Origin of the sequence: Clostridium punense (assembly GCF_017874425.1) — a bacterium.
Classification (GTDB): domain Bacteria; phylum Bacillota; class Clostridia; order Clostridiales; family Clostridiaceae; genus Clostridium_J; species Clostridium_J punense.
In genome coordinates this window covers 59,978-80,690 of record NZ_JAGGLL010000001.1, presented here as the reverse complement: position 1 = coordinate 80,690, position 20,713 = coordinate 59,978, and the positions used below count along the sequence as shown (strand labels likewise).

At 31.0% G+C, this 20,713-nt stretch carries 18 protein-coding genes; all 18 read left to right on the top strand.

Annotated elements, in window-relative coordinates; genetic code table 11:
- Positions 1 to 14: 14 nt before the first annotated feature.
- The gene (gene rpsO, locus J2Z44_RS00370; RefSeq protein ID WP_031271411.1) at positions 15 to 278 is read left to right on the top strand and encodes a 30S ribosomal protein S15; all 264 of its coding nucleotides are present in this window, start codon (positions 15 to 17) and stop codon (positions 276 to 278) included.
- A 92-nt stretch (positions 279 to 370) separates the two neighbouring features.
- Positions 371 to 2,482: a polyribonucleotide nucleotidyltransferase gene (locus J2Z44_RS00365; protein ID WP_209649262.1), complete on the top strand. Its 2,112-nt coding sequence runs from the start codon at positions 371 to 373 to the stop codon at positions 2,480 to 2,482.
- Positions 2,483 to 2,767: 285 nt separating this feature from the next.
- Complete coding sequence (locus J2Z44_RS00360; protein ID WP_021283348.1) at positions 2,768 to 4,057, top strand: M16 family metallopeptidase; 1,290 nt, start codon at positions 2,768 to 2,770, stop codon at positions 4,055 to 4,057.
- Positions 4,058 to 4,219: 162 nt separating this feature from the next.
- Positions 4,220 to 4,495, top strand: coding sequence for a YlmC/YmxH family sporulation protein (locus J2Z44_RS00355; RefSeq protein WP_021283349.1), 276 nt, complete (start codon positions 4,220 to 4,222; stop codon positions 4,493 to 4,495).
- A gap of 16 nt (positions 4,496 to 4,511) precedes the next feature.
- Positions 4,512 to 5,702, top strand: a complete 1,191-nt coding sequence (dapG, locus tag J2Z44_RS00350) for an aspartate kinase (protein WP_021283350.1) — start codon at positions 4,512 to 4,514, stop codon at positions 5,700 to 5,702.
- Positions 5,703 to 5,845: 143 nt separating this feature from the next.
- Positions 5,846 to 6,583 carry a ClpP family protease gene (locus tag J2Z44_RS00345; RefSeq protein WP_021283351.1) on the top strand — a complete coding sequence of 246 codons (738 nt, stop codon included), beginning with the start codon at positions 5,846 to 5,848 and terminating at the stop codon, positions 6,581 to 6,583.
- Between the two features lie 543 nt (positions 6,584 to 7,126).
- A complete protein-coding gene (locus J2Z44_RS00340; protein WP_209649285.1) occupies positions 7,127 to 9,337 on the top strand; it encodes a DNA translocase FtsK in 2,211 nt (736 codons plus the stop codon).
- A gap of 22 nt (positions 9,338 to 9,359) precedes the next feature.
- A complete protein-coding gene (gene rimO / locus J2Z44_RS00335) occupies positions 9,360 to 10,697 on the top strand; it encodes a 30S ribosomal protein S12 methylthiotransferase RimO (protein ID WP_021283354.1) in 1,338 nt (445 codons plus the stop codon).
- A gap of 34 nt (positions 10,698 to 10,731) precedes the next feature.
- A complete protein-coding gene (pgsA, locus tag J2Z44_RS00330; protein ID WP_021283355.1) occupies positions 10,732 to 11,274 on the top strand; it encodes a CDP-diacylglycerol--glycerol-3-phosphate 3-phosphatidyltransferase in 543 nt (180 codons plus the stop codon).
- Between the two features lie 196 nt (positions 11,275 to 11,470).
- The gene (gene recA / locus J2Z44_RS00325; protein WP_021283356.1) at positions 11,471 to 12,514 is read left to right on the top strand and encodes a recombinase RecA; all 1,044 of its coding nucleotides are present in this window, start codon (positions 11,471 to 11,473) and stop codon (positions 12,512 to 12,514) included.
- Between the two features lie 594 nt (positions 12,515 to 13,108).
- The gene (gene rny, locus J2Z44_RS00320; RefSeq protein ID WP_378109572.1) at positions 13,109 to 14,659 is read left to right on the top strand and encodes a ribonuclease Y; all 1,551 of its coding nucleotides are present in this window, start codon (positions 13,109 to 13,111) and stop codon (positions 14,657 to 14,659) included.
- 483 nt (positions 14,660 to 15,142) lie between these two features.
- Positions 15,143 to 15,403 carry a stage V sporulation protein S gene (locus J2Z44_RS00315; protein ID WP_017414479.1) on the top strand — a complete coding sequence of 87 codons (261 nt, stop codon included), beginning with the start codon at positions 15,143 to 15,145 and terminating at the stop codon, positions 15,401 to 15,403.
- Between the two features lie 295 nt (positions 15,404 to 15,698).
- Positions 15,699 to 16,892, top strand: a complete 1,194-nt coding sequence (locus tag J2Z44_RS00310; RefSeq protein ID WP_021283359.1) for a pyridoxal phosphate-dependent aminotransferase — start codon at positions 15,699 to 15,701, stop codon at positions 16,890 to 16,892.
- A 31-nt stretch (positions 16,893 to 16,923) separates the two neighbouring features.
- Complete coding sequence (locus J2Z44_RS00305; protein ID WP_021283360.1) at positions 16,924 to 17,184, top strand: HPr family phosphocarrier protein; 261 nt, start codon at positions 16,924 to 16,926, stop codon at positions 17,182 to 17,184.
- Between the two features lie 372 nt (positions 17,185 to 17,556).
- Entirely contained in the window at positions 17,557 to 18,540 is a 984-nt protein-coding gene (locus tag J2Z44_RS00300) for a tyrosine-type recombinase/integrase (protein ID WP_021283361.1), read from the top strand.
- Between the two features lie 259 nt (positions 18,541 to 18,799).
- Positions 18,800 to 19,192 carry a hypothetical protein gene (locus J2Z44_RS00295; RefSeq protein ID WP_021283362.1) on the top strand — a complete coding sequence of 131 codons (393 nt, stop codon included), beginning with the start codon at positions 18,800 to 18,802 and terminating at the stop codon, positions 19,190 to 19,192.
- A gap of 269 nt (positions 19,193 to 19,461) precedes the next feature.
- The gene (locus J2Z44_RS00290; RefSeq protein ID WP_021283363.1) at positions 19,462 to 20,172 is read left to right on the top strand and encodes an SPOR domain-containing protein; all 711 of its coding nucleotides are present in this window, start codon (positions 19,462 to 19,464) and stop codon (positions 20,170 to 20,172) included.
- Positions 20,173 to 20,446: 274 nt separating this feature from the next.
- A complete protein-coding gene (locus J2Z44_RS00285) occupies positions 20,447 to 20,707 on the top strand; it encodes a DUF4321 domain-containing protein (RefSeq protein ID WP_021283364.1) in 261 nt (86 codons plus the stop codon).
- Positions 20,708 to 20,713: the final 6 nt, after the last annotated feature.

The window sequence follows — 20,713 nt, the reverse complement described above, 5'->3', positions numbered from 1 at the left end:
GGAGGTGTTTTACGATGGAAAAGGCAAGAAAACAAGAAATAATGGTTAAATATGCAAGACATGAAGGAGATACAGGTTCTCCAGAGGTTCAGATCGCATTATTAACTGAAAGAATTAAAGAATTAACTGAGCACTTAAAAGTTCACAAGAAAGATCACCACTCAAGAAGAGGTCTTTTAATGATGGTTGGTCAAAGAAAAGGACTTTTAAACTATGTTAAGAAGCAAGATATTGAAAGATATCGTGCTATAATTGCTGAATTAGGAATCAGAAAATAATCAGAGCGGCAAAGCCGCTCTATTATTTTAACTATTTATAAATTATAAATATTTGACAATAATAATATTAAAAGGCGAAAGGAGGCCAATATATGATAAATACACTTAAAACTAATATAGCAGGCAGACAGATGAAAGTTGAATCTGGAAGAGTAGGAATGCTTTCAGATTGTGCTATTTTTATGAACTATGGAGATACAGTAATACTTGTAAACGTTAATGCATCAGAAAAACCAAGAGCAGGTATAGACTTTTTCCCATTAAGTGTTGAATACGAAGAAAGATTGTATGCAGTTGGTAAGATTCCAGGAGGATTTATAAAAAGAGAGGGTAGACCATCTGAAAAAGCCATACTAAATGGAAGAGCTATAGACAGACCAATAAGACCATTATTTCCTAAAGGATATAGAAATGATGTTCAAGTAGTTTGTACAGTAGTATCTGTAGACCAAGATAACGCACCAGACATACTAGCTATGAATGCTGCTTCAATGGCTTTATACCTATCAAGTATTCCATTTACTGACCCTGTAGGAACAGTATCTGTAGGTTTGATTGATGGAAACTTTGTTGTTAACCCAACAGCTAAGGAAAGAGAATTAAGCTCAATGTCTTTAACAGTATGTGCAACTAAAGAAAGAGTAATGATGATTGAAGCTGGTGGAGATGAAATTCCAGAAGAAACAATGATAGAAGCTATCAAATTTGGATTTAACGAGTGTCAAAAGCTTGTTGCCTTCCAAGAAGAAGCAAGAGCTAAGTTTGGAAAAGAAAAAATAATTCCAGAATTACATAAAGTAGATGAACAAATCGAAAATGATGTAAGAGCTTTTGCTTATGATATGTTAAAAGAAGCTATGTATACAACTAGTAAAGGTGACAGAAATCTTTTAGTTGATGAGATTAAAGAAAAAATCAATGTGGAATTTGGCGAGAAATATGAAGATAGAATGGCGGATGTAGGTGAAGTTGTTTATAATCTTCAAAAAGAAATAGTAAGACATATGCTTTTAGTAGATAAAAGAAGACCAGATGGAAGAGGTTTTGATGAAATAAGACCAATAAGCTGTGAAACTTCATTACTTCCAAGAACTCATGGAACAGGTCTATTTACCAGAGGATTAACTCAAGTAATGACTGTTGCTACTTTAGGAGCATTAGGTGAGGTTCAAATACTAGATGGTTTAGGTGAAGAAGAAACTAAAAGATATATGCACCACTATAACTTCCCAGCTTATAGTGTAGGTGAAGTTAAACCATTGCGTGGACCAGGAAGAAGAGAAATAGGTCATGGTGCTTTAGCTGAAAGAGCTCTTGAACCACTAATTCCTTCTGAAGAAGATTTCCCATATACTATAAGACTTGTATCTGAGGTATTAAGCTCTAATGGTTCTACATCTCAGGCAAGTGTTTGCGGAAGTACACTAGCTCTATTAGATGCTGGAGTTCCAATTAAGAGACCAGCAGCAGGTATTGCTATGGGATTAATTACAAATGAAGATTTAACAAGTGAAGAGGTTTTAACAGATATTCAAGGTATAGAAGATTTCTTTGGAGATATGGACTTTAAAGTAGCAGGAACAGAAAAAGGAATAACTTCAATTCAAGTTGATACTAAGATTAAAGGATTATCTGAGTACTGCATAAGAACTTCAATTGAAAATGCTAGAAAAGCTAGATTATTTATTTTAGATAAAATTAAAGAATGCATACCAGAGCCAAGAACAGAATTATCTGCCTTTGCTCCAAGAATGTATGTTATTCAAGTTAACCCAGATAAGATTAGAGATATAATCGGACCTGGAGGAAAAGTTATTAAGAAAATAATAGCTGACACTGGAGTGAAAATTGACACAAATGATGATGGAAAAGTTGTCATCATGTCTAATGATAGTGATAGTGCTAATGCTGCTTTAAAAACAATTAAAGAAATTGTTAAAGAAGTAGAAGTTGGTGAAATTTACTTAGGTAAAGTTACTAAAATTGCAACTTTCGGGGCATTTGTAGAAATAATGCCAGGAAAAGAAGGTTTAGTTCATATATCTAAGTTAGATACTGCAAGAGTAAACAAAGTAGAGGATATAGTTTCAGTAGGAGATGAAATCCTCGTAAAAGTAACTGAAATAGATGGTCAGGGTAGAGTAAATCTATCAAGAAAAGATGCTATTAAAGATAGCGAAGAAAATAAACCAGAACAAGAATAAAAGGGCACTATGCCTTTTTATTTTTTTATAATATGCTAAGTTTAGATAACACCATTAAGTAAGGACTAAAACTAATGGTCAGCCGATATTTAATGTATCTTTTATAATTAAACAAGATAAGTTATAAAAATAAAATCTATTCATAGGCGTGTAAATACACGCTTTTATTATATAGATAAGTTATAACAAAATTTTAGTAATTATCATATTATACATAGTATTAGTTAAACTTAGGAATAATAGGAAAAAACCTTTTTATTTTATTACGATAAGGGGATTAAATATATGTACAATTTATTTAAGCTTGATAACGGATTAAGAGTAGTAGTAGAGAATATAGAACAATTTAACTCAGTTTCAGTAGGGTTATGGGTTGAAAATGGCTCTAGGAATGAAGATGCAGTGAATAATGGAATTTCTCACTTCATAGAACATATGATGTTCAAAGGTACAAAGCGTAGAACTTCAAAACAAATAGCTGAAGCTATTGAGGACATTGGTGGTCAGATAAATGCTTTTACAGGTAAAGAAGCTACTTGCTATTATGTGAAGGTATTAGATAGCTATCTGGAGTTAGGTTTAGATGTAATATCTGATATGCTGTTTAACAGTAATTTTGCTGAAGAAGATATTGAAAAGGAAAAAGGAGTAGTTGTAGAGGAGATAAACATGAGTGAAGATTCTCCAGAAGATGTGCTCATGGATTTGCATTCTATAGCAGCTTGGGGACAAGAATCCATTTCAAGACCTATCTTAGGTTATGAACATACTGTAAGAGGTTTTAACAGAACCATGCTTGTAGATTATTTACAGAGCTACTACATACCTGAAAATTGTGTAATATCCATATGTGGTAAAGTAGACATGTCAAATATTAAAGAAATTGTAGAAAAATATTTTGGAGACTGGGCGTGCAATAAAAAAAGCATTACTAAGTATAATAATCCAGAAATTTTAAAAAGTAATCTGTTTAGAAAAAAGGACATTGAACAATTACATGTTACTTTAGGTATACCAGGAATAGAAGTTGGCCATGATGATATTTATACTCTTATACTACTTTCTAATATTTTAGGAGGAGGAGCATCCTCTATACTATTCCAAAAGATAAGAGAAGAGTTAGGTATATGCTACTCAATATATTTATTTATTTCTTCTCACATAAATGTAGGAACAGTAAATGTGTATGCTGGGCTAAATCCTCAGTATATAAAGGAGGCTCTAGAAACTATCAATTTTGAATTGAAAAAGTTCTCTACAGATAGTATTTCAAAGGAGAAACTCACCAAAGCAAAGGAACAATTAAAAGGAAGTTATATATTAGGACTAGAAAGTACTAGTAGCAGAATGTTCAGTAATGGTAAATCTGTTCTATTTAAAGATAAAATTAATACACCTAATGATGTGATTAGTAGAATTGATAGTATTAATCATGAAAAGATAGAAAAAGTTATGGATATGACTTTTAGAAAAGGAATATATAATAGTGCTTTCGTAGGAAAAGATTCTACTTTGCTTAAAGATATATATAAGGATAACCTTGATGAGTTTAGTTTTAATCATACAAAAATATAAGATATTTTTAAGGAACACTTTATACATTAATGAATAGTTATATAGGTATATAGCTAAAAGTTCTTATCTATCAAAGAAGGTTTTTTAGATTATATTATAAAGTAGGCATATATTCACAATAATTCTCATAGAATTTATGAGAATTGTTGTGAGGTGATTTTTATGGAAGATAATATAAAATATCTTAGTGAGATGGAAAGATACGAGATTATAAATATTAATGATGGTGACAAATACAGTTTTTTAGGTAATAATGATATTGTAGTAGATGAAAATGGTGAGTTTAAACTATTATTATTGAATGAATCTAAAGGTGGATTTAGTTTATTCCGAAACAATGATGTTTTAGAAGTACCCTGGGAATATGTTAAAAAAATTGGATCAAGAACAATAATAATAGATATTGATGGTGAAACATTAAGAAGATCTCACATTTAATTTTGGAGGTTTAATGATGAAGATTCTTGTTCAAAAATTTGGTGGAACTTCAGTATCTAGTGAAGAAAATAGAAAACTTGTAGTAAAGAAAATAAAAGCTGCAATGGATCAAGGTTATAGCCCGGTAGTGGTAGTCTCAGCTATGGGAAGAAAAGGTGCTCCTTATGCTACTGATACCTTACTTTCGCTAGTTGAAGACAACTTTAAGAGAAGTAATCCTCAAGCAATAGATTTACTAATGGGCTGTGGGGAAATATTAAGTACTGTTATAATTACTGAAGATTTATTTAAGGAAAATATTGCTGCTGTCCCTTTAACTGGTGGCCAAGCAGGTATAAAAACCAATAACAACTATAATAATGCTGCTATTTTAGAGGTAACTCCTGACAAATTGTTAGAAATAGTAAAACAAGGGAAAATTCCAGTAGTTGCTGGTTTCCAAGGTATATCTGAGGATGGCTTCTTAACTACTCTTGGCAGAGGAGGCAGTGATGTTACTGGTGCTATTTTGGGAGCAGCGTTAAAAGCAGAAGAAGTTCAAATTTATACAGATGTTGATGGAATAATGACTGCAGATCCTCGAATTGTATCTGAGGCAACATTAATCCAAAATATTAGTTATGATGAAGTGTTCCAGTTTGCAGATCAGGGGGCTAAGGTTATTCATCCAAGGGCTGTTGAAATATCAAAGAAATACAACATTCCACTTGTAATAAAAAATACTTTAAGTGATTGTGAAGGTACTGTTATTTGTCACTATGTTGAGGATAATGACAACATCATTACGGGAATAACCCATATGAAAGATAGAGTGCAGATTAGAGTAAGTGACAATAATCAAAAATCTTATGAAGAATTGTTTGATATTTTAGCTGAGGAGAAAATTAGCATAGACTTAATAAACGTTTTTCCAAAAGAAAAAATATTCACTATAGCTGATTATGACCTTCCAAAGTATAAGAAAATAGCTGAAAGGATAAATTTATCCTGTAGCTATATAGAAAGCTGTAGTAAAATTGCTATTATAGGATCCAAGATGAGAGGAATTCCAGGGGTTATGGCTAAAATTCTAAAAGCTCTAACTAGGGAAAAAGTAGAGGTATTACAAACTGCTGACTCTCACATGACTATTTGGTGTTTAGTGGAATCTAAAAATACAGAAAATGCAATAAATGCTCTTCATAAGGAATTCAATCTTGGAGAATAATCTCTCATTTTCGAGCTTGTAGTTGTATTAAAGTTTCTACAATTTGAAAAATAAATTTTATGCTGGAAGACTACAGCACTTTTGTTATAAGTATATAAATTCCTCCTAATGCACACAATATGTGTGAATTAGGAGGAATGATTATGGAGTTTATTGATAAAAAAAATACAGAAAAAAAGCTAAATAGCAGTAGTAAAGAAGATACTAAAAAAGAAGAATTGAAAAATGGACCAAGTGAGGAAGTGGCCAATCTAAAAGAGGTTGGAGTAATGACTGTAGCCCATCCAGATGAGAGGATTCAAATACTACCTATTATAGGTCAAATAGAGGGCCATAGCATATCTAACCCTCAAACTAAAACTACAAAATACGAGCATGTAATTCCGCAGCTAATAGCTATGGAACGTGATGAAAAAGTAAAGGGTATATTGGTGGTTTTAAACACCATTGGTGGAGATGTAGAAGCAGGTCTTGCTATAGCAGAAATGATAGCAAGCCTAAGTAAGCCTACAGTTTCTATTGTAATTGGAGGAGGGCACTCAATTGGAGTACCTTTAGCTACCTCCTCAGATTATTCATTTATATCCCCTACAGCTACCATGATTGTTCATCCAATCAGAATGAATGGTTTTGTAATAGGGGTTAACCAAACTTTTGAATACTTTAAAAAGATGCAGGATAGAATTGTGGAGTTTGTGGTTAGAACCTCAAAAATTAGTGATGAGAACTTTAGAAATTTAATGAGCCAAACTGATGAATTGCTTAATGATATAGGTACTATTTTAATTGGAAAACAAGCTGTTGAGTGTGGACTTATAGATGAAGTAGGGGGCATAAGGCAGGCTTTGGATAAGTTAAATGGATTAATTGATCAAGAGTAATTGTAGTGTAATAGAAATATCCAGGTTTATAATTTATATAAAAACAACTTTGAGTTTATACAGTTTATGTTAAGAGTTTGTTTATATAAATTTTTAATATTAATTATAATATAATAAAGTTCTCTTTAATTAAAACTAGCAGAGCAGTGGTATGGCTTTGCTAGTTTTAATTTGCACCTTAATAGAATATTAAGTATACGTATATAATTTTTTTGTAGTATTTTATACCCCCTCTATGCATGGTTTATAAAAGGACTTTAAATGGAAAAACTATGTTTTTCAATAAGAAAATTAAATTAAATTATAATTTAGTATTTTAAACATGTAATTTTAGACTATAATTATAAGGGGATATAAAGGTGCAAATAAAGGAAATTTCCTTAGGAATGTAGAAGTATTTATGTCGGAGGTGATATTGTGGCTAAAAAATCTAAGGATCAGGATAAAAAACAAGAGAAAAGTAAAAAAAGTCGAAGTAGTACTGCGAAGATAAATGCTGGTGCTGAAGGGAAAACTGAAAAAAACTTTGATGTCACAGGAATAATGTTGATTACACTTGGAGTACTTATTCTGCTCAGTCTTTTTTCCTCCTTATTTTCTAATCCATCTTCCTTATCTGGTACTATTGGAATATTTCTTAATAAATTTTTTACGGGAATGCTAGGCTTAGGGGCATACATATTTCCAGTGTTCTTTATTTTTATAGGCTTAAACTATATAGCGACTAGAGGAAAACTCAAGTTTAATCAGAGGTTTTATGGAATAATTTTATTAGTAATCTGTACTCTTTTATTTATAGAGATGCTTGTATTACCTCATTATTACAAAGATGGTTATCTAGCAGATGCTATAATTGCTCAATTTAATGGAGATAGTACCTTTCATGGGGGAATTATAGCTTTACTCATAACTGTTCCTTTATATCAACTATTTGGTAAATGGGGAAGCTATATTATTTTTATAGCTTTATATATTATTGCTGTAACTTTAATCAGTGAAGTAACTTTAAAGGATCTCATAAGTAAAGGAAAGGAATACTTTGCTAAGGAAGAGAACCAAGAAAAAAGTGAGATAAAAATAGGAAATGAAGTGGCCGTAGAACAAGTCAAGGAATCAGCATCAGTTTCACAGGATTTTTCAACTAAGTTGGATCCTAAAATAAAGATTATAGATTTTATGAAGTCAATGGAATCTGGTGAAGAACCTATAGAAACTCATGAAAAGCCAAGAAGTCCTAAAAGGGAAGTCTTTGAAGATCAAAAGCATAGAGAGGTAATCAACACAGAAATAGAAGAAGAAATACAAATTAATACCTCATCTTCTAATATTCATTATGAATATCAGTATCCATCCATAGACCTCTTATCAAAAAATGAGGCTTTGAACTTGAAGAAAGGTGATAAAAAGGAGCTTTTAAATAGTGCTAATAAGCTACAGGAAACCCTTTTAAGCTTTGGAGTGGAAGCTAAGGTTATTCAAGTAACAAAGGGCCCTTCAGTAACGCGATTTGAACTTCAGCCTAATGTTGGAGTTAAGGTAAGTAAGATAGTAAATCTATCAGATGATATAGCTCTAAATTTAGCCTCTTCAGGAGTGAGAATTGAGGCTCCTATACCAGGGAAAGCTGCTGTAGGAATAGAAGTGCCTAATAAGGATTTAACTCCTGTATTTTTAAGAGAAGTTATAGAAGCTGAGGAGTTTAGTAAATCAAACAAAAACCTTGCTTTTTGCCTTGGAAAGGATATAGGAGGAAATTGTATTGTTTCAGATTTAACTAAAATGCCTCACCTTTTAATAGCAGGAGCTACAGGTTCAGGAAAAAGTGTGTGCGTAAATACTCTTTTAATGAGTTTGCTGTATAAATACTCTCCTGAAGATGTAAAACTACTATTAATTGACCCAAAAGTGGTTGAGCTTAACATATACAACGGCATTCCACATTTATTAATTCCAGTAGTTACAGACCCCAAAAAGGCCGCAGGAGCTTTGAATTGGGCAGTAAATGAAATGACAAGACGATATAAGGTATTTGCTGATAACAATGTAAGAAATATAGAGGGCTACAATGACTTAGCCAATAAAGGAATAGTGGAAGAAAAACTACCATGGATAGTTATAATTATAGATGAGCTTGCTGATCTTATGATGGTATGTCCAAATGATATTGAGGACTACATTGGTAGACTAGCTCAAATGGCTAGAGCAGCAGGAATGCATTTAGTTATAGCAACACAAAGACCATCTGTAGATGTAATTACAGGAGTTATCAAAGCAAATATTCCATCAAGAATATCTTTTTCAGTATCCAGCCAAATTGACTCAAGAACTATTTTAGATTCTTCCGGTGCAGAAAAGCTTCTAGGAAAAGGTGACATGCTGTTCTACCCTGTAGGAGAGGCAAAACCTGTTAGAATTCAAGGGGCTTTTGTTTCAGAAGAAGAAGTAGAAAGAGTTGTGGATTTTATAAAAAGTGGAGTTGAGGAAATTCAATATAAAAAAGAAATAATTGACCAAATAGAAGTGAATGCTAATGGAAAAGATGAAGATGGAGATGAGCTTTTAGATCAAGCAATAAGCATAGTATTAGAAACAGGTCAAGCCTCCACCTCCCTATTGCAACGCAAGTTAAAGATAGGATATAATAGAGCGGCGAGAATTATGGACCAGTTAGAACAAAATGGTGTAATATCAGGTAAAAATGGTAGTAAACCAAGGCAGATACTTATAAGAGAAAATGATTATGAAGGATACTAATAGATAAATAGGAGGAAAACTAGTGAGTAAGTTAAAAGTAGGAGTAGTAAATTTAGGCTGTGATAAAAATAGAATTGACTCAGAAATTATCATAGGAAATCTAAAAGAGAAGTATGAAATAGTTAATGAGCCTGAAGAGGCGGATGTAATATTAATAAATACTTGTGGATTTATAGAAACCTCTAAGCAAGAATCTATTGATACTATTTTAGAAATGGCTAAATATAAGGAAAATAATAAGTGTAAGGTATTAGTTGCTACAGGATGCTTAACTCAAAGGTATGGACAGGAACTTTTAGAGCTTATACCTGAATTAGATATAATTCTTGGGGTTAATGATTATGATAAATTAAATGAAGCTATAGAAAAAGCCTTAGAGAAGGGTGAAAAGAGTTGTTATACAAATTATAGCGATTCAAATATAAATATTGGAAAAAGAACTGTTACTACGGGAGGAATTACAGCTTACATAAGAATTTCTGAGGGCTGTAATTATCAATGCGCTTATTGTGCAATACCTAAAATTAGAGGTAAATATAGAAGTAGAACTATTGAAGATATTGTGGCCGAGGCTAAGGAACTTGCGATTAATGGATACAAGGAGTTAATTTTAGTAGCACAGGATACTACTAACTATGGTATAGATATATATGGAGGACAAAAACTTCATATGCTTTTACAAGAGCTTTCTAAAATTAAGAGTATAAAATGGATTAGGGTATTATATTGTTATGCCGAAGAACTTACAGAGGAAATTATCAATGAGTTTGCAAGCAATGAAAAGGTATGTAATTATGTAGATATACCTGTTCAACATATAAGTGATGATATTCTAAAAGCAATGAAAAGAAGAGGAAGAAAAAAAATAATTTTAGAAAATATTAAGAAACTAAGAGAAGCAATTCCTAATGTTGTACTAAGAACTTCTATTATTGTTGGATTTCCAGGAGAAACAGAAGAAAACTTTCAGGAGCTTTTAGACTTTGTTAAAGAAGTAAACTTCGATAAGTTAGGTGTGTTTAAGTACTCTCAAGAAGAAGGAACAGCAGCAGCAGAAATGGAAAATCAAATAGAGGAGGAAGTTAAGGAAGAAAGATATCATAGACTTATGACACTACAACAAAAGATTTCTGCAGAAGTTAATAAGAAAAAAGTTGGCAGAATCTACGAGGTTTTAATAGAAGAGAAAGAAAATGGAGAATATATTGGAAGAAGTTACGAAATGTCACCAGAAATAGATGGTGAAATTTTTATAAAGTGTGATAAAATTATTAATATGGGAGAATTTATAAATGTTAACATTGTTGACGCATTAGAATATGATCTTGTTGGAAAAATTGTTGACAATATGGATAAATAGATAAGTATCAAATTGGAAGTAGGAGATGTGTGTAATGAATCTTGCTAACAAACTTACAGTACTACGAATGATGTTAGTACCTATATTCTTAATTTTTATTGCATTAAATAGTCCAACTGGCACGGTAATTGCAACTATTATTTTTATACTTGCATCCATCACGGACAAATTAGATGGATATATAGCTAGGTCAAGAAATCAAATTACTAACTTTGGTAAATTCATGGATCCATTGGCAGATAAACTTTTAGTTACTTCTGCATTAATAACTTTAGTTGAAAGAGATGTTATTTTCGGATGGGTAGCTATGATAATAATTGCTAGGGAATTTGCTGTATCGGGACTAAGAACTTTAGCTGCTTCTGATGGTTTGGTTATAGCTGCAAGTAATTGGGGCAAGGCTAAAACTGTAATTCAGATAGTTGCTATAATAGTGGGATTAGTTTATCTAAGTTACCCATTACATTGGTTAAAGATTATAACTGATATATCTATTGGAGTGTCTGTAATTATAACTTTAATATCTGGGTTCGACTATTTTATAAAAAACAAAAATGTAATAAAAACAAACAAGTAATGATTAAACTTCAATAAAATGGTAATCATAATAAGAGGTTCCTGCTAATTAAGTAGGAACTTCTTGTTATAATATAATATATTAGGATATTTCTTGAAAATCTATAATATAGTTGACCTAAACAAAAGTTTATTATATAATTAAATAGAACTAATGTTCGACATGTGAAAGGATGGTGAACCCTTAGGGGAAATATATGAATAACGAAAAATTAAAAGCATTAGAAGCTGCTATGGGACAAATAGAGAAACAATTTGGTAAAGGCTCTATAATGAAGCTTGGAGAAAATACAGTTATGAATCTAGAGGCCATTTCAACAGGCTGCCTAGGGTTAGATATAGGACTTGGAATAGGGGGCGTTCCAAGAGGAAGAATTATAGAAATTTTCGGACCAGAATCATCTGGTAAAACTACAGTTGCACTACACATAGTTGCTGAAGCGCAGAAAGCCGGTGGAACTGCTGCTTATGTAGATGCTGAGCATGCCTTAGATCCAGTTTATGCAAAGGCTCTAGGTGCTGACATAGATAACTTAATAGTATCCCAACCAGATACAGGAGAGCAAGGTTTAGAGATTGCAGAGGCATTAGTACGTTCTGGTGCTGTGGATGTAATAGTAATTGACTCTGTTGCAGCTCTAGTTCCAAAAGCAGAAATTGAAGGAGAAATGGGAGATGCCCATGTGGGACTTCAAGCTAGATTAATGTCTCAAGCTTTAAGAAAACTTGCAGGTGCAATAAATAAATCTAAATGTGTAGCTATCTTTATTAACCAGTTAAGAGAAAAAGTAGGAGTAATGTTTGGAAGTCCAGAGACGACTCCAGGAGGAAGAGCACTTAAATTCTATGCCTCAGTTAGAATGGATGTAAGAAAGGTAGATACTATAAAACAAGGCGAGGAATTCCTTGGGAATAGAACAAAAGTTAAGATTACTAAAAATAAAGTAGCACCACCATTTAAACAAGCAGAATTTGATATTATGTATGGTCAGGGAATTTCAAAAGAAGGAGATGTTCTTGACATAGCTGTAAAAGAAGAAATTGTTCAAAAGAGCGGAGCATGGTTCTCCTATGGAGATGTAAGATTAGGTCAAGGAAGAGAAAATGCTAAGACTTTCTTTAAAGAAAATCCAGAACTTAGATTAGAAGTTGAAAATAAAATTAGAGAAAAGCATAATCTACCTCTATACAAAGAGAATATTTCAAAGGTTGAAGTAGCTACGACTGAGACTGAAGAATAAAATATATGCCAAATAAAAAGTTTAATAGTGTATTATAGCTAATAAAACTAGTTTTATTAGCTATAAGGAAACTGATAATATTTTATTGATAAATTAAGTTTTACTTAGGTTTCCTGTAAAGACAGTTATGAATAAAAATGGTTCATAACTGTTTTTGTTTTAGAATAAGTTTAAAATAAAGATACAGGATTCCAAAGTGAAAATTTATTTTATTCATTAGCAAAAAGTTAAAGGATTAAGGTAGCATAAGTATGGGTTAAGTGATGAATTTGGCTGACTATAGCAAAATTAATACTTAAGTTACTTATGAGCTTATACCCTATACCCCTTTGAAAACAAAACTTAGTAAAGAGTTTTATGATTTGCAAGTATAAAAATTATAAGAATTGTGTATAATTTATTGTAGAACATTGTTTAAGTTGTACGCACTATTTGGTAACAATCTTGACATTGATGTAAAATTAATATAAAATAAATACAAATACTGGTTTAGCATAATATAATTGCTACCAATTGAATAAGTATGACACCTTTTCTAGCTTTTAGTTTATTGCAAATAGATATTACAGAATAAGCAAAGGAGGTGTTGATTAAATGGAAATGGGCACAATTATTTTATTAATAGGCGCAATTTTCGTTGTTATTTTAATTGGAATTTTTGTTGTTATTTATACAAGAAAAAATATATCTCAAGCTAATATAGCTAAATCTGAAGACGAGGCAAAAAGAATTATTGAAGAAGGAAAAAAAGAGGCTGAATCAAAGAGGAAAGAGGCAATTCTTGAGGCCAAGGAAGAAGTTCATAGATTAAGAACTGATTTTGAAAAAGAGTCAAGAGAAAGAAGAACCGAGATTCAAAGACTTGAAAGAAGAATAATTCAAAGAGAAGAATCTTTAGATAAGAAAAGCACAGTTCTTGAGAAAAAGGAAGAATCATTAAATAAAAAGCAACAAGAGGTTGAAATATTAGAAGCAGGTATACAAGAATTGTATACTAAACAAAGACAGGAATTAGAAAGAATATCAGGTCTTACATCTGATGAAGCTAAACAGGTTTTATTGGATGAGGTTAAGAAAGAAATCAAACATGAAACTGCAATGATGATTAAGGAATTAGAATCAAAGGCTAAGGAAGAGGCAGATAAAAAGGCTAGAGAGATTATAACTTATGCTATCCAAAGATGCGCAGCAGATCATGTTGCTGAGTCAACAGTACATGTTGTATCTCTTCCTAATGATGAAATGAAGGGAAGAATTATTGGAAGAGAGGGTAGAAACATTAGAGCTCTTGAAACCTTAACTGGTGTAGATTTAATAATTGATGATACTCCAGAAGCAGTAATTCTTTCAGGATTTGATCCTATAAGAAGAGAAGTTGCAAGAATAGCATTAGAGAAGTTAATAGTTGATGGAAGAATACATCCAGCAAGAATTGAAGAAATGGTTGAGAAAGCTAAGAAGGATGTTGAAAATGATATTAGAGAAGAGGGAGAACAAGCTACCTTTGAAACTGGTATACATGGACTACACATTGAGATAGTTAGGCTGTTAGGTAGATTAAAATACAGAACAAGTTACGGTCAAAATGTTTTAAAACATTCTATTGAAGTATCTTATTTAGCAGGACTTATGGCTTCAGAGCTTGGAATTGATCCAACTTTAGCGAAAAGAGCAGGATTATTACATGACATAGGAAAAGCTGTTGATCATGAAGTTGAGGGGCCACACGCACTAATTGGTGCAGAAATTGCCAAGAAATATCATGAGTCACCACTAGTTGTTAATGCTATAGCAGCTCACCATGGAGATGTAGAAATGCAGTCCTTAGAAGCAATACTAGTTCAAGCAGCAGATGCTATATCTGCAGCAAGACCAGGTGCTAGAAGAGAAACTTTAGAAGCTTACATTAAGAGATTAGAGAAATTAGAAGAAATTGCAAATTCATATGAAGGCGTAGAAAAGTCATATGCCATTCAGGCTGGAAGAGAAATTAGAATTATGATTAAACCAGAAGAAATTAATGATGCAGGTGCTATTGAAGTGGCAAGGGATATTGTAAAAAGAATAGAAAGTGAACTTGAATATCCAGGTCAAATCAAGGTAAATGTAATTAGAGAAACACGTTCAATAGAATATGCCAAATAGAAAATAAAATAACTTTGCAAACAACAAGTCTTCTTGATTTTTAGCTATTTTGCTGAAATTCAAGAAGATTTTTTAATTATAGACTTCTACCATGAAAGTTTATTTTGATCATCATCAATGAAATTCATATTAAAAAGTTTAAGGGTATCAAGGTAGATTTCATGAATTAGATAAGAATTAATTTCGCTTCCTATTATTTATAAGTAATTCAACATTTTTTACTAAAAAGATGTGGTGAAAACCTTGGCAGTATCGAAGACAAATTGATTATAAAAAATTATAATTAATGCTAAAATAGAATGAGAATAGCGGGGAAATATGGTTTTTATTAATGCCAAGAATAAGCAAAAAATAGGGTTAATAGTGTAAAATAAACAAGAAATTTCAATTTTCAAAATAAATTAAAACATTTTAAGAGGATTTTTATGTTTTTTGTAGAATTAGTATAGTGCAATGATAAAGTTTAACTTAGGAGGTTTATTTATGGAGGTATTAAAAGTTTCAGCAAAATCAAGCCCAAATTCTGTAGCAGGTGCATTAGCAGGAGTTTTAAGAGAAAAGGGAGGAGCAGAAATTCAAGCAATTGGAGCAGGTGCAATTAACCAAGCTATAAAAGCTGTTGCAATTGCAAGGGGATTTGTAGCTCCAAGTGGAGTAGATCTAGTTTGTATACCAGCATTTACTGATATTGAAATTGATGGGGAAGAAAGAACAGCAATTAGATTAATTGTTCAACCTAAATAATTTTTATAGATTTATATAAATAAAGAACTTATTAAAACAAGTTCTTTATTTTTTTGTAAACGTTGTGAAAAATATACTATAAAGGTTTACACTGTAATTAATAAATGCTATATTATAACTATGAAGTTAAACTTTCATTTTATGGAAAGTTGCATTTTATTATTCAAATATAAATTTAATTTAAATTTTAATTTAGAGTAATAAAAATTATAATTTAAATGAAAAATAATTATAGAGATTTTGAAATTTTATATTTCAGTTTCGTAAAATATGCAAAAATTTGGGGGTAAAAAACATGATTTTATCAAAAAAAGCTATGCAAATATCACCATCTTTAACTTTAGCTATAACAGCAAAGGCTAAGAAAATGAAAGCAGAAGGAATTGATGTTATAGGATTTGGAGCTGGAGAACCAGATTTTAATACTCCAAAAAATATTCAACAAGCAGCTATTAAAGCAATTGAGCAAGGCTTAACAAGATATACAGCGGCTTCAGGAATAATTGAACTTAAGGAAGCTATAGTTGACAAATTTAAGAGAGATAATAACTTAACTTATAAAACTTCTCAAATTATTATTTCCACTGGTGCAAAACAATGCTTAGCTAACGTTTTTCAAGCTATTTTAAATCCAGGAGATGAAGTTATTGTAGGAGTTCCATACTGGGTAAGTTATCCAGAACTAATTCAGCTTGCTGATGGAGTTCCAGTGTTTGCTCAATCAGAAGAAAGCAATTCTTTTAAATTAACTGTTGAAGAATTACAGAAAGTTGCAACTGATAAAACAAAAGCTATAATAATAAATAGCCCTAATAACCCAACAGGTACAGTTTATACAAGAAATGAATTAGAAGCTATTGCAAACTTTGCAAAAGAAAAAGATTTATTTATAATTTCTGATGAAATATACGAAGAGTTATTATATGGAAATGAAGGCCATATTTCAATTGCAAGCTTAAGTGAGGACGCTTATAATAGAACAATTGTAATTAATGGAGTATCTAAAGCTTATGCTATGACTGGATGGAGAATTGGATATGCAGCTGCTAGCGAAGAAGTTACTAAGCTAATGTCTAACATTCAAAGTCATACAACTTCAAATCCATGCTCAATTTCACAATATGCCTCTGTAGAAGCATTAAATGGTGATCAAAGTGAAGTTGAAAACATGAAAAAAGAATTTAAAGCAAGAAGAGATTTTATGGTAGATAGAATAAATTCTATTAAGAACCTTTCTTGTGTAAAACCTGAAGGTGCTTTCTACGTAATGGTTAATATATCTAAATTATTAAACAAAGAAGTAGAAGGTAAAGTAATTAAGGATTCATTAACTTTTAGTGATTTATTATTAGAAAAAGAAAAAGTTGCAGTAATTCCTGGAATAGCTTTTGGGGTTGATAACTTTATAAGACTTTCATATGCTACATCAATGGAAAACATAAAAAATGGTTTAGACAGAATAGAAAAGTTTGTAAGCACAGTAAAATAGAAATTCACCAAAAAAGATGAGGTGATACATTTTGGTATCAAAAGAAATAGAAATTAAAAATTCTCAAGGGCTTCATGCTAGACCAGCAACATTGCTAGTACAAAAGGCTACTCGTTTCAAATGTGAAATTAAAATTGAGTACAAAGGAAAGAGTGCAAATGCTAAGAGTTTAATAGGTATACTATCACTGGGCATAAGCAAAGGAGCTAATATTGTACTTAGTACTAAGGGATCAGATGAAAATGCAGCCTTAAAAGAAATTAGTGAATTAGTAGAAGGCTTTGAAGGGTAAAACTTACTCAAGAATAAATTGAATTAAAACGAAACGTATTAGGCTACAGCACGCAATAAATAAGTGCTGTAGCCTAATTTATTCTTATAAGGATTAAAAATAAGTGTTAGTCAGATTTATGATAATTTCTTAATGAAGCTATATAATAATAAAAAATTATTATACTTCTAAAGTAGATGAATAAAATGGATTTGTTCATTATTTGAGCTTCTAGTGTATAATTAAGATAATTGATTTATGATATGAAAGAAAAATTAAAATCTTATGGATGTTAGATTTGAGTTTTCTATCTCTATTGGGGAATCACTTCTTTAGGTTGTAAATTATTGTTTAAGTGATTTTCTCATAAACTAGAAAGTTAAAGGTGATATTGTGAAAAATGAAATTACTTCCCATGAAATATTAAATAAGGACTTACAGATTTTTAGAAATAAACATTTTATCAGGTATTTTTTAGATCTTAGGGAGTCAAAGAGTAGGTATACAAGTAGAAGCTATGAAAGAGATATAAAGGATTTTTTTAAAGTTAGTAACATAGAAGAAATTGCACTAGATGATATGGTTAAAGTCAATATATTTCATGCTCAGGAGTTTATCCTAGAGTTAAAAGAAAAGGGGCTTTCCTCAGCCACAATCAACAGAAAAATATCTTCTCTTAGTGCTTTATATAAATGGCTAATGAAATACGTAGATAATTATAGTGGATTTCAAATTATCAAATTTAATCCTTTTAGCAATTTAAAGGAAGAAAAACCTACTATAAACAATAGTGAAACGGAATTTTTAACTGAGGAAGAATGTAAGATTTTATTAAATAGCATTGATACATCCACAGTTTTAGGTTTAAGAAATAAAGCAATTTTATCTTTAGCCCTAACCACAGCCCTAAGAAAATCGGAAATAATAAATATTAAACTCAAGGATATTGTAGCTTATGGGCAATATGATGTAGTAAAAGTTATAAGAAAGGGTAATAAAGCAGATATGGTTAAACTCCAACCAAAGGTGAAGGAACTTATTAATGAATATATAAAAACTACAGGAAGAACTTCTGAAGATAATAAAGAAGATTATTTATTTATTGGGCACTCTCTTAACGGACAAAATAGAGAAAAACTTGACCCAAGCACCCTAAACTATATGATTAAAAGAGTTTGTAAAGAAGCAAAAATAAATAAAAAACTACGAGTTCATTCAACAAGACATACAGCAATAACTATTGCAATAACTAAAGGGGCTACTATTGAGAAGGTAAGGGAGTTTGCGGCTCATAAAAGTATATCCACAACCAATAGGTACATACATTCCATAGATAAACTTAAGAATAATGCGGGAGATACTATAGATCTCCTATAATATTTTCTCAAAGACTACCTCTAGTGGAATTGAAGTTAAATAGGTGAAGATGATAAGAAAAGAATAACTTGAATAATACATGATTAAGTTATTCTTTTCTTATTTATAAAGAGTAGGATTTGTGTTATATGTCCAGGAATTTTATTGTGTATTTTAGTTAAATAAAGCATTAAGATAAAAGTTTAGGGACGAAATAAAATAGAATTTATTTAAACATCTATGCATACATTTTAGAGAAGGAATAAAATGGAGGTATAGTATGGAATTTCAAAAGGATAAAGAGGAAATTGTCTACGAGGAATATGAGTTCGTTCCAATGGCTCCTATGGACAATGCTGATATTCCAGAGGAAATGAAGGAATTTATGTCCATGTGCTGTATGATGGGAATGATGCCAATGAACAATTTAATAAGCCCTATGCAAAGAAGCTTTCCGCTAAGTAGAACTTCTCCATTTATAGGCAATGGACTTGTTAATATAGAAGATGGATACGAGGAGGACAATTATTCTAGAGTAGATTTAATTCTTAGTAGGATTGAGAATAATAATCCGGGCATATTCAGGTTTTTGGAAAGAAATGGGGTACCTTATGAAAAAGCAAGAAGACTTGTAAGAAGAGTAATAAGACTTACCCTAATGTATGATGAGTAACAAAAAGCAGAGGAGTTTCTCTGCTTTTGTTATTATAGGGAACCAGAATAAAAGCTTAACTTATACATGAGTAATTACACTGGTTCCCTTAAGGCTTTTTGAACAAGAATGAAATTCATGCTAAATAAATTAAACTTTCACTAATGAAGCCTATTTATAAAAACTATGTCGAAGGTTTTTTGGTATAAAACTTGGACAAGTGTAATAAAGATAATTATAAAATTACAATAGGTGATTTTGTAATTTAATCTATAGGTTGGGGTGATAAAATGAAGTACACAAGATATAATATAAAACAAAAGCGAAGAGGAAAAGGTAATTTCTTTTTATACTTTGTTGTAACTCTATTAGCGGCGCTGCTTTTAGGGACAGGCTTATCTTTTATGTTTAAGAAAGCAACAGAAGCTGAGCAGCAAAAGGGAACTGAAGTTACTGAAAATGGTAAAAATCAGCAGGGAGAACAAGAAAATAAAGGAGAACCTAATCATCAGTTTTACTTAATTCAATGTGGAGTGTTTAAGGTGAAAGAAAATGCTGAAGCCTTAAGAAAGAGTATAGAGTCTATGGGAAGTCCTTTTATTGTAGAGGAAGGCGAGCTTTTTAGAGTATACTTTGGTGTGTATTCGAAAGACCAATGGGAACCGGTTTATAATATGTTAAAAGAGAAGGGGATTAATAGTACTAAATCAGTAATTAATGTGTATTATGATGACCTATCAACTGGGGAACTATGTCAAATAATTGAAGCAAATTTCAAGATAATTAATAAGGTTTCAGAGCAAAATATTAAGGCTGTAAAAACTAATGAGTTGAAAGCCTGGGCAGAGTCTCTTCAGACTATTGAGGAAAATAAAAAGCATTATAAAGATGTAATTGAATTAAAGGAGTATATTAAATCGTTACCGGAAGAGGTAGACAAGACAAAAGTAGGAGAAATAACTAGTACAACCTATAATAAGCTGAAACAATTTAAAAAGTAATATAGAAACTAATAAAAGTGCCTAAGTTTATGGGCACTTTTAAAGTTTTTTTGAACAAAATTTTAAAAATAGAACTAAAATAACTTAAATTATATTATTAAAATTTAAAAAATTAGAGATATGCTTTAAAATAATACATACTCTACTAATAAATAACAAAATAATAAAAAATTTTTAAATAATGGGTTATAGCCTTGTATAAGAATTTGTTAAGTGTTAAACTATATAAGATAAAAATGTATATTGATTTTAAATTTTAGATGGGGGATATAGAATGAGAAATGGAGATATGAAAGCCAAGGAATATATATTTGGTATATTGCTAGGAGCCATTTCAGGGAGTTTTATTGGGGAGATTTTGGCCAATAATTTTAGCGGGTTAAGCTTTTTAGGTAAGGCTTATTCTATAGGATTAAAAAGCCCTTTATCATTAGATTTAAAAGTTGTAGAATTAGCTTTCGGTTTTAACTTTAATATTAATTTTATGTCTATTATTGGTATAGTTTTGGCAATAATATTATTTAGAAAACTATAGGGGTGA

What these genes read in the sequence shown, in the direction of transcription:
- J2Z44_RS00290 (WP_021283363.1), top strand. Translation starts at nt 19,462, where the DNA reads ATGAAGTACACAAGATATAATATAAAACAAAAGCGAAGAGGAAAAGGT.
- J2Z44_RS00340 (WP_209649285.1), top strand. Translation starts at nt 7,127, where the DNA reads ATGTTGATTACACTTGGAGTACTTATTCTGCTCAGTCTTTTTTCCTCC.
- J2Z44_RS00355 (WP_021283349.1), top strand. Translation starts at nt 4,220, where the DNA reads ATGGAAGATAATATAAAATATCTTAGTGAGATGGAAAGATACGAGATT.
- recA (WP_021283356.1), top strand. Translation starts at nt 11,471, where the DNA reads ATGAATAACGAAAAATTAAAAGCATTAGAAGCTGCTATGGGACAAATA.
- J2Z44_RS00345 (WP_021283351.1), top strand. Translation starts at nt 5,846, where the DNA reads ATGGAGTTTATTGATAAAAAAAATACAGAAAAAAAGCTAAATAGCAGT.
- J2Z44_RS00365 (WP_209649262.1), top strand. Translation starts at nt 371, where the DNA reads ATGATAAATACACTTAAAACTAATATAGCAGGCAGACAGATGAAAGTT.
- J2Z44_RS00360 (WP_021283348.1), top strand. Translation starts at nt 2,768, where the DNA reads ATGTACAATTTATTTAAGCTTGATAACGGATTAAGAGTAGTAGTAGAG.
- J2Z44_RS00315 (WP_017414479.1), top strand. Translation starts at nt 15,143, where the DNA reads ATGGAGGTATTAAAAGTTTCAGCAAAATCAAGCCCAAATTCTGTAGCA.
- J2Z44_RS00310 (WP_021283359.1), top strand. Translation starts at nt 15,699, where the DNA reads ATGATTTTATCAAAAAAAGCTATGCAAATATCACCATCTTTAACTTTA.
- rpsO (WP_031271411.1), top strand. Translation starts at nt 15, where the DNA reads ATGGAAAAGGCAAGAAAACAAGAAATAATGGTTAAATATGCAAGACAT.
- J2Z44_RS00295 (WP_021283362.1), top strand. Translation starts at nt 18,800, where the DNA reads ATGGAATTTCAAAAGGATAAAGAGGAAATTGTCTACGAGGAATATGAG.
- J2Z44_RS00285 (WP_021283364.1), top strand. Translation starts at nt 20,447, where the DNA reads ATGAGAAATGGAGATATGAAAGCCAAGGAATATATATTTGGTATATTG.
- dapG (WP_021283350.1), top strand. Translation starts at nt 4,512, where the DNA reads ATGAAGATTCTTGTTCAAAAATTTGGTGGAACTTCAGTATCTAGTGAA.
- rny (WP_378109572.1), top strand. Translation starts at nt 13,109, where the DNA reads ATGGAAATGGGCACAATTATTTTATTAATAGGCGCAATTTTCGTTGTT.
- pgsA (WP_021283355.1), top strand. Translation starts at nt 10,732, where the DNA reads ATGAATCTTGCTAACAAACTTACAGTACTACGAATGATGTTAGTACCT.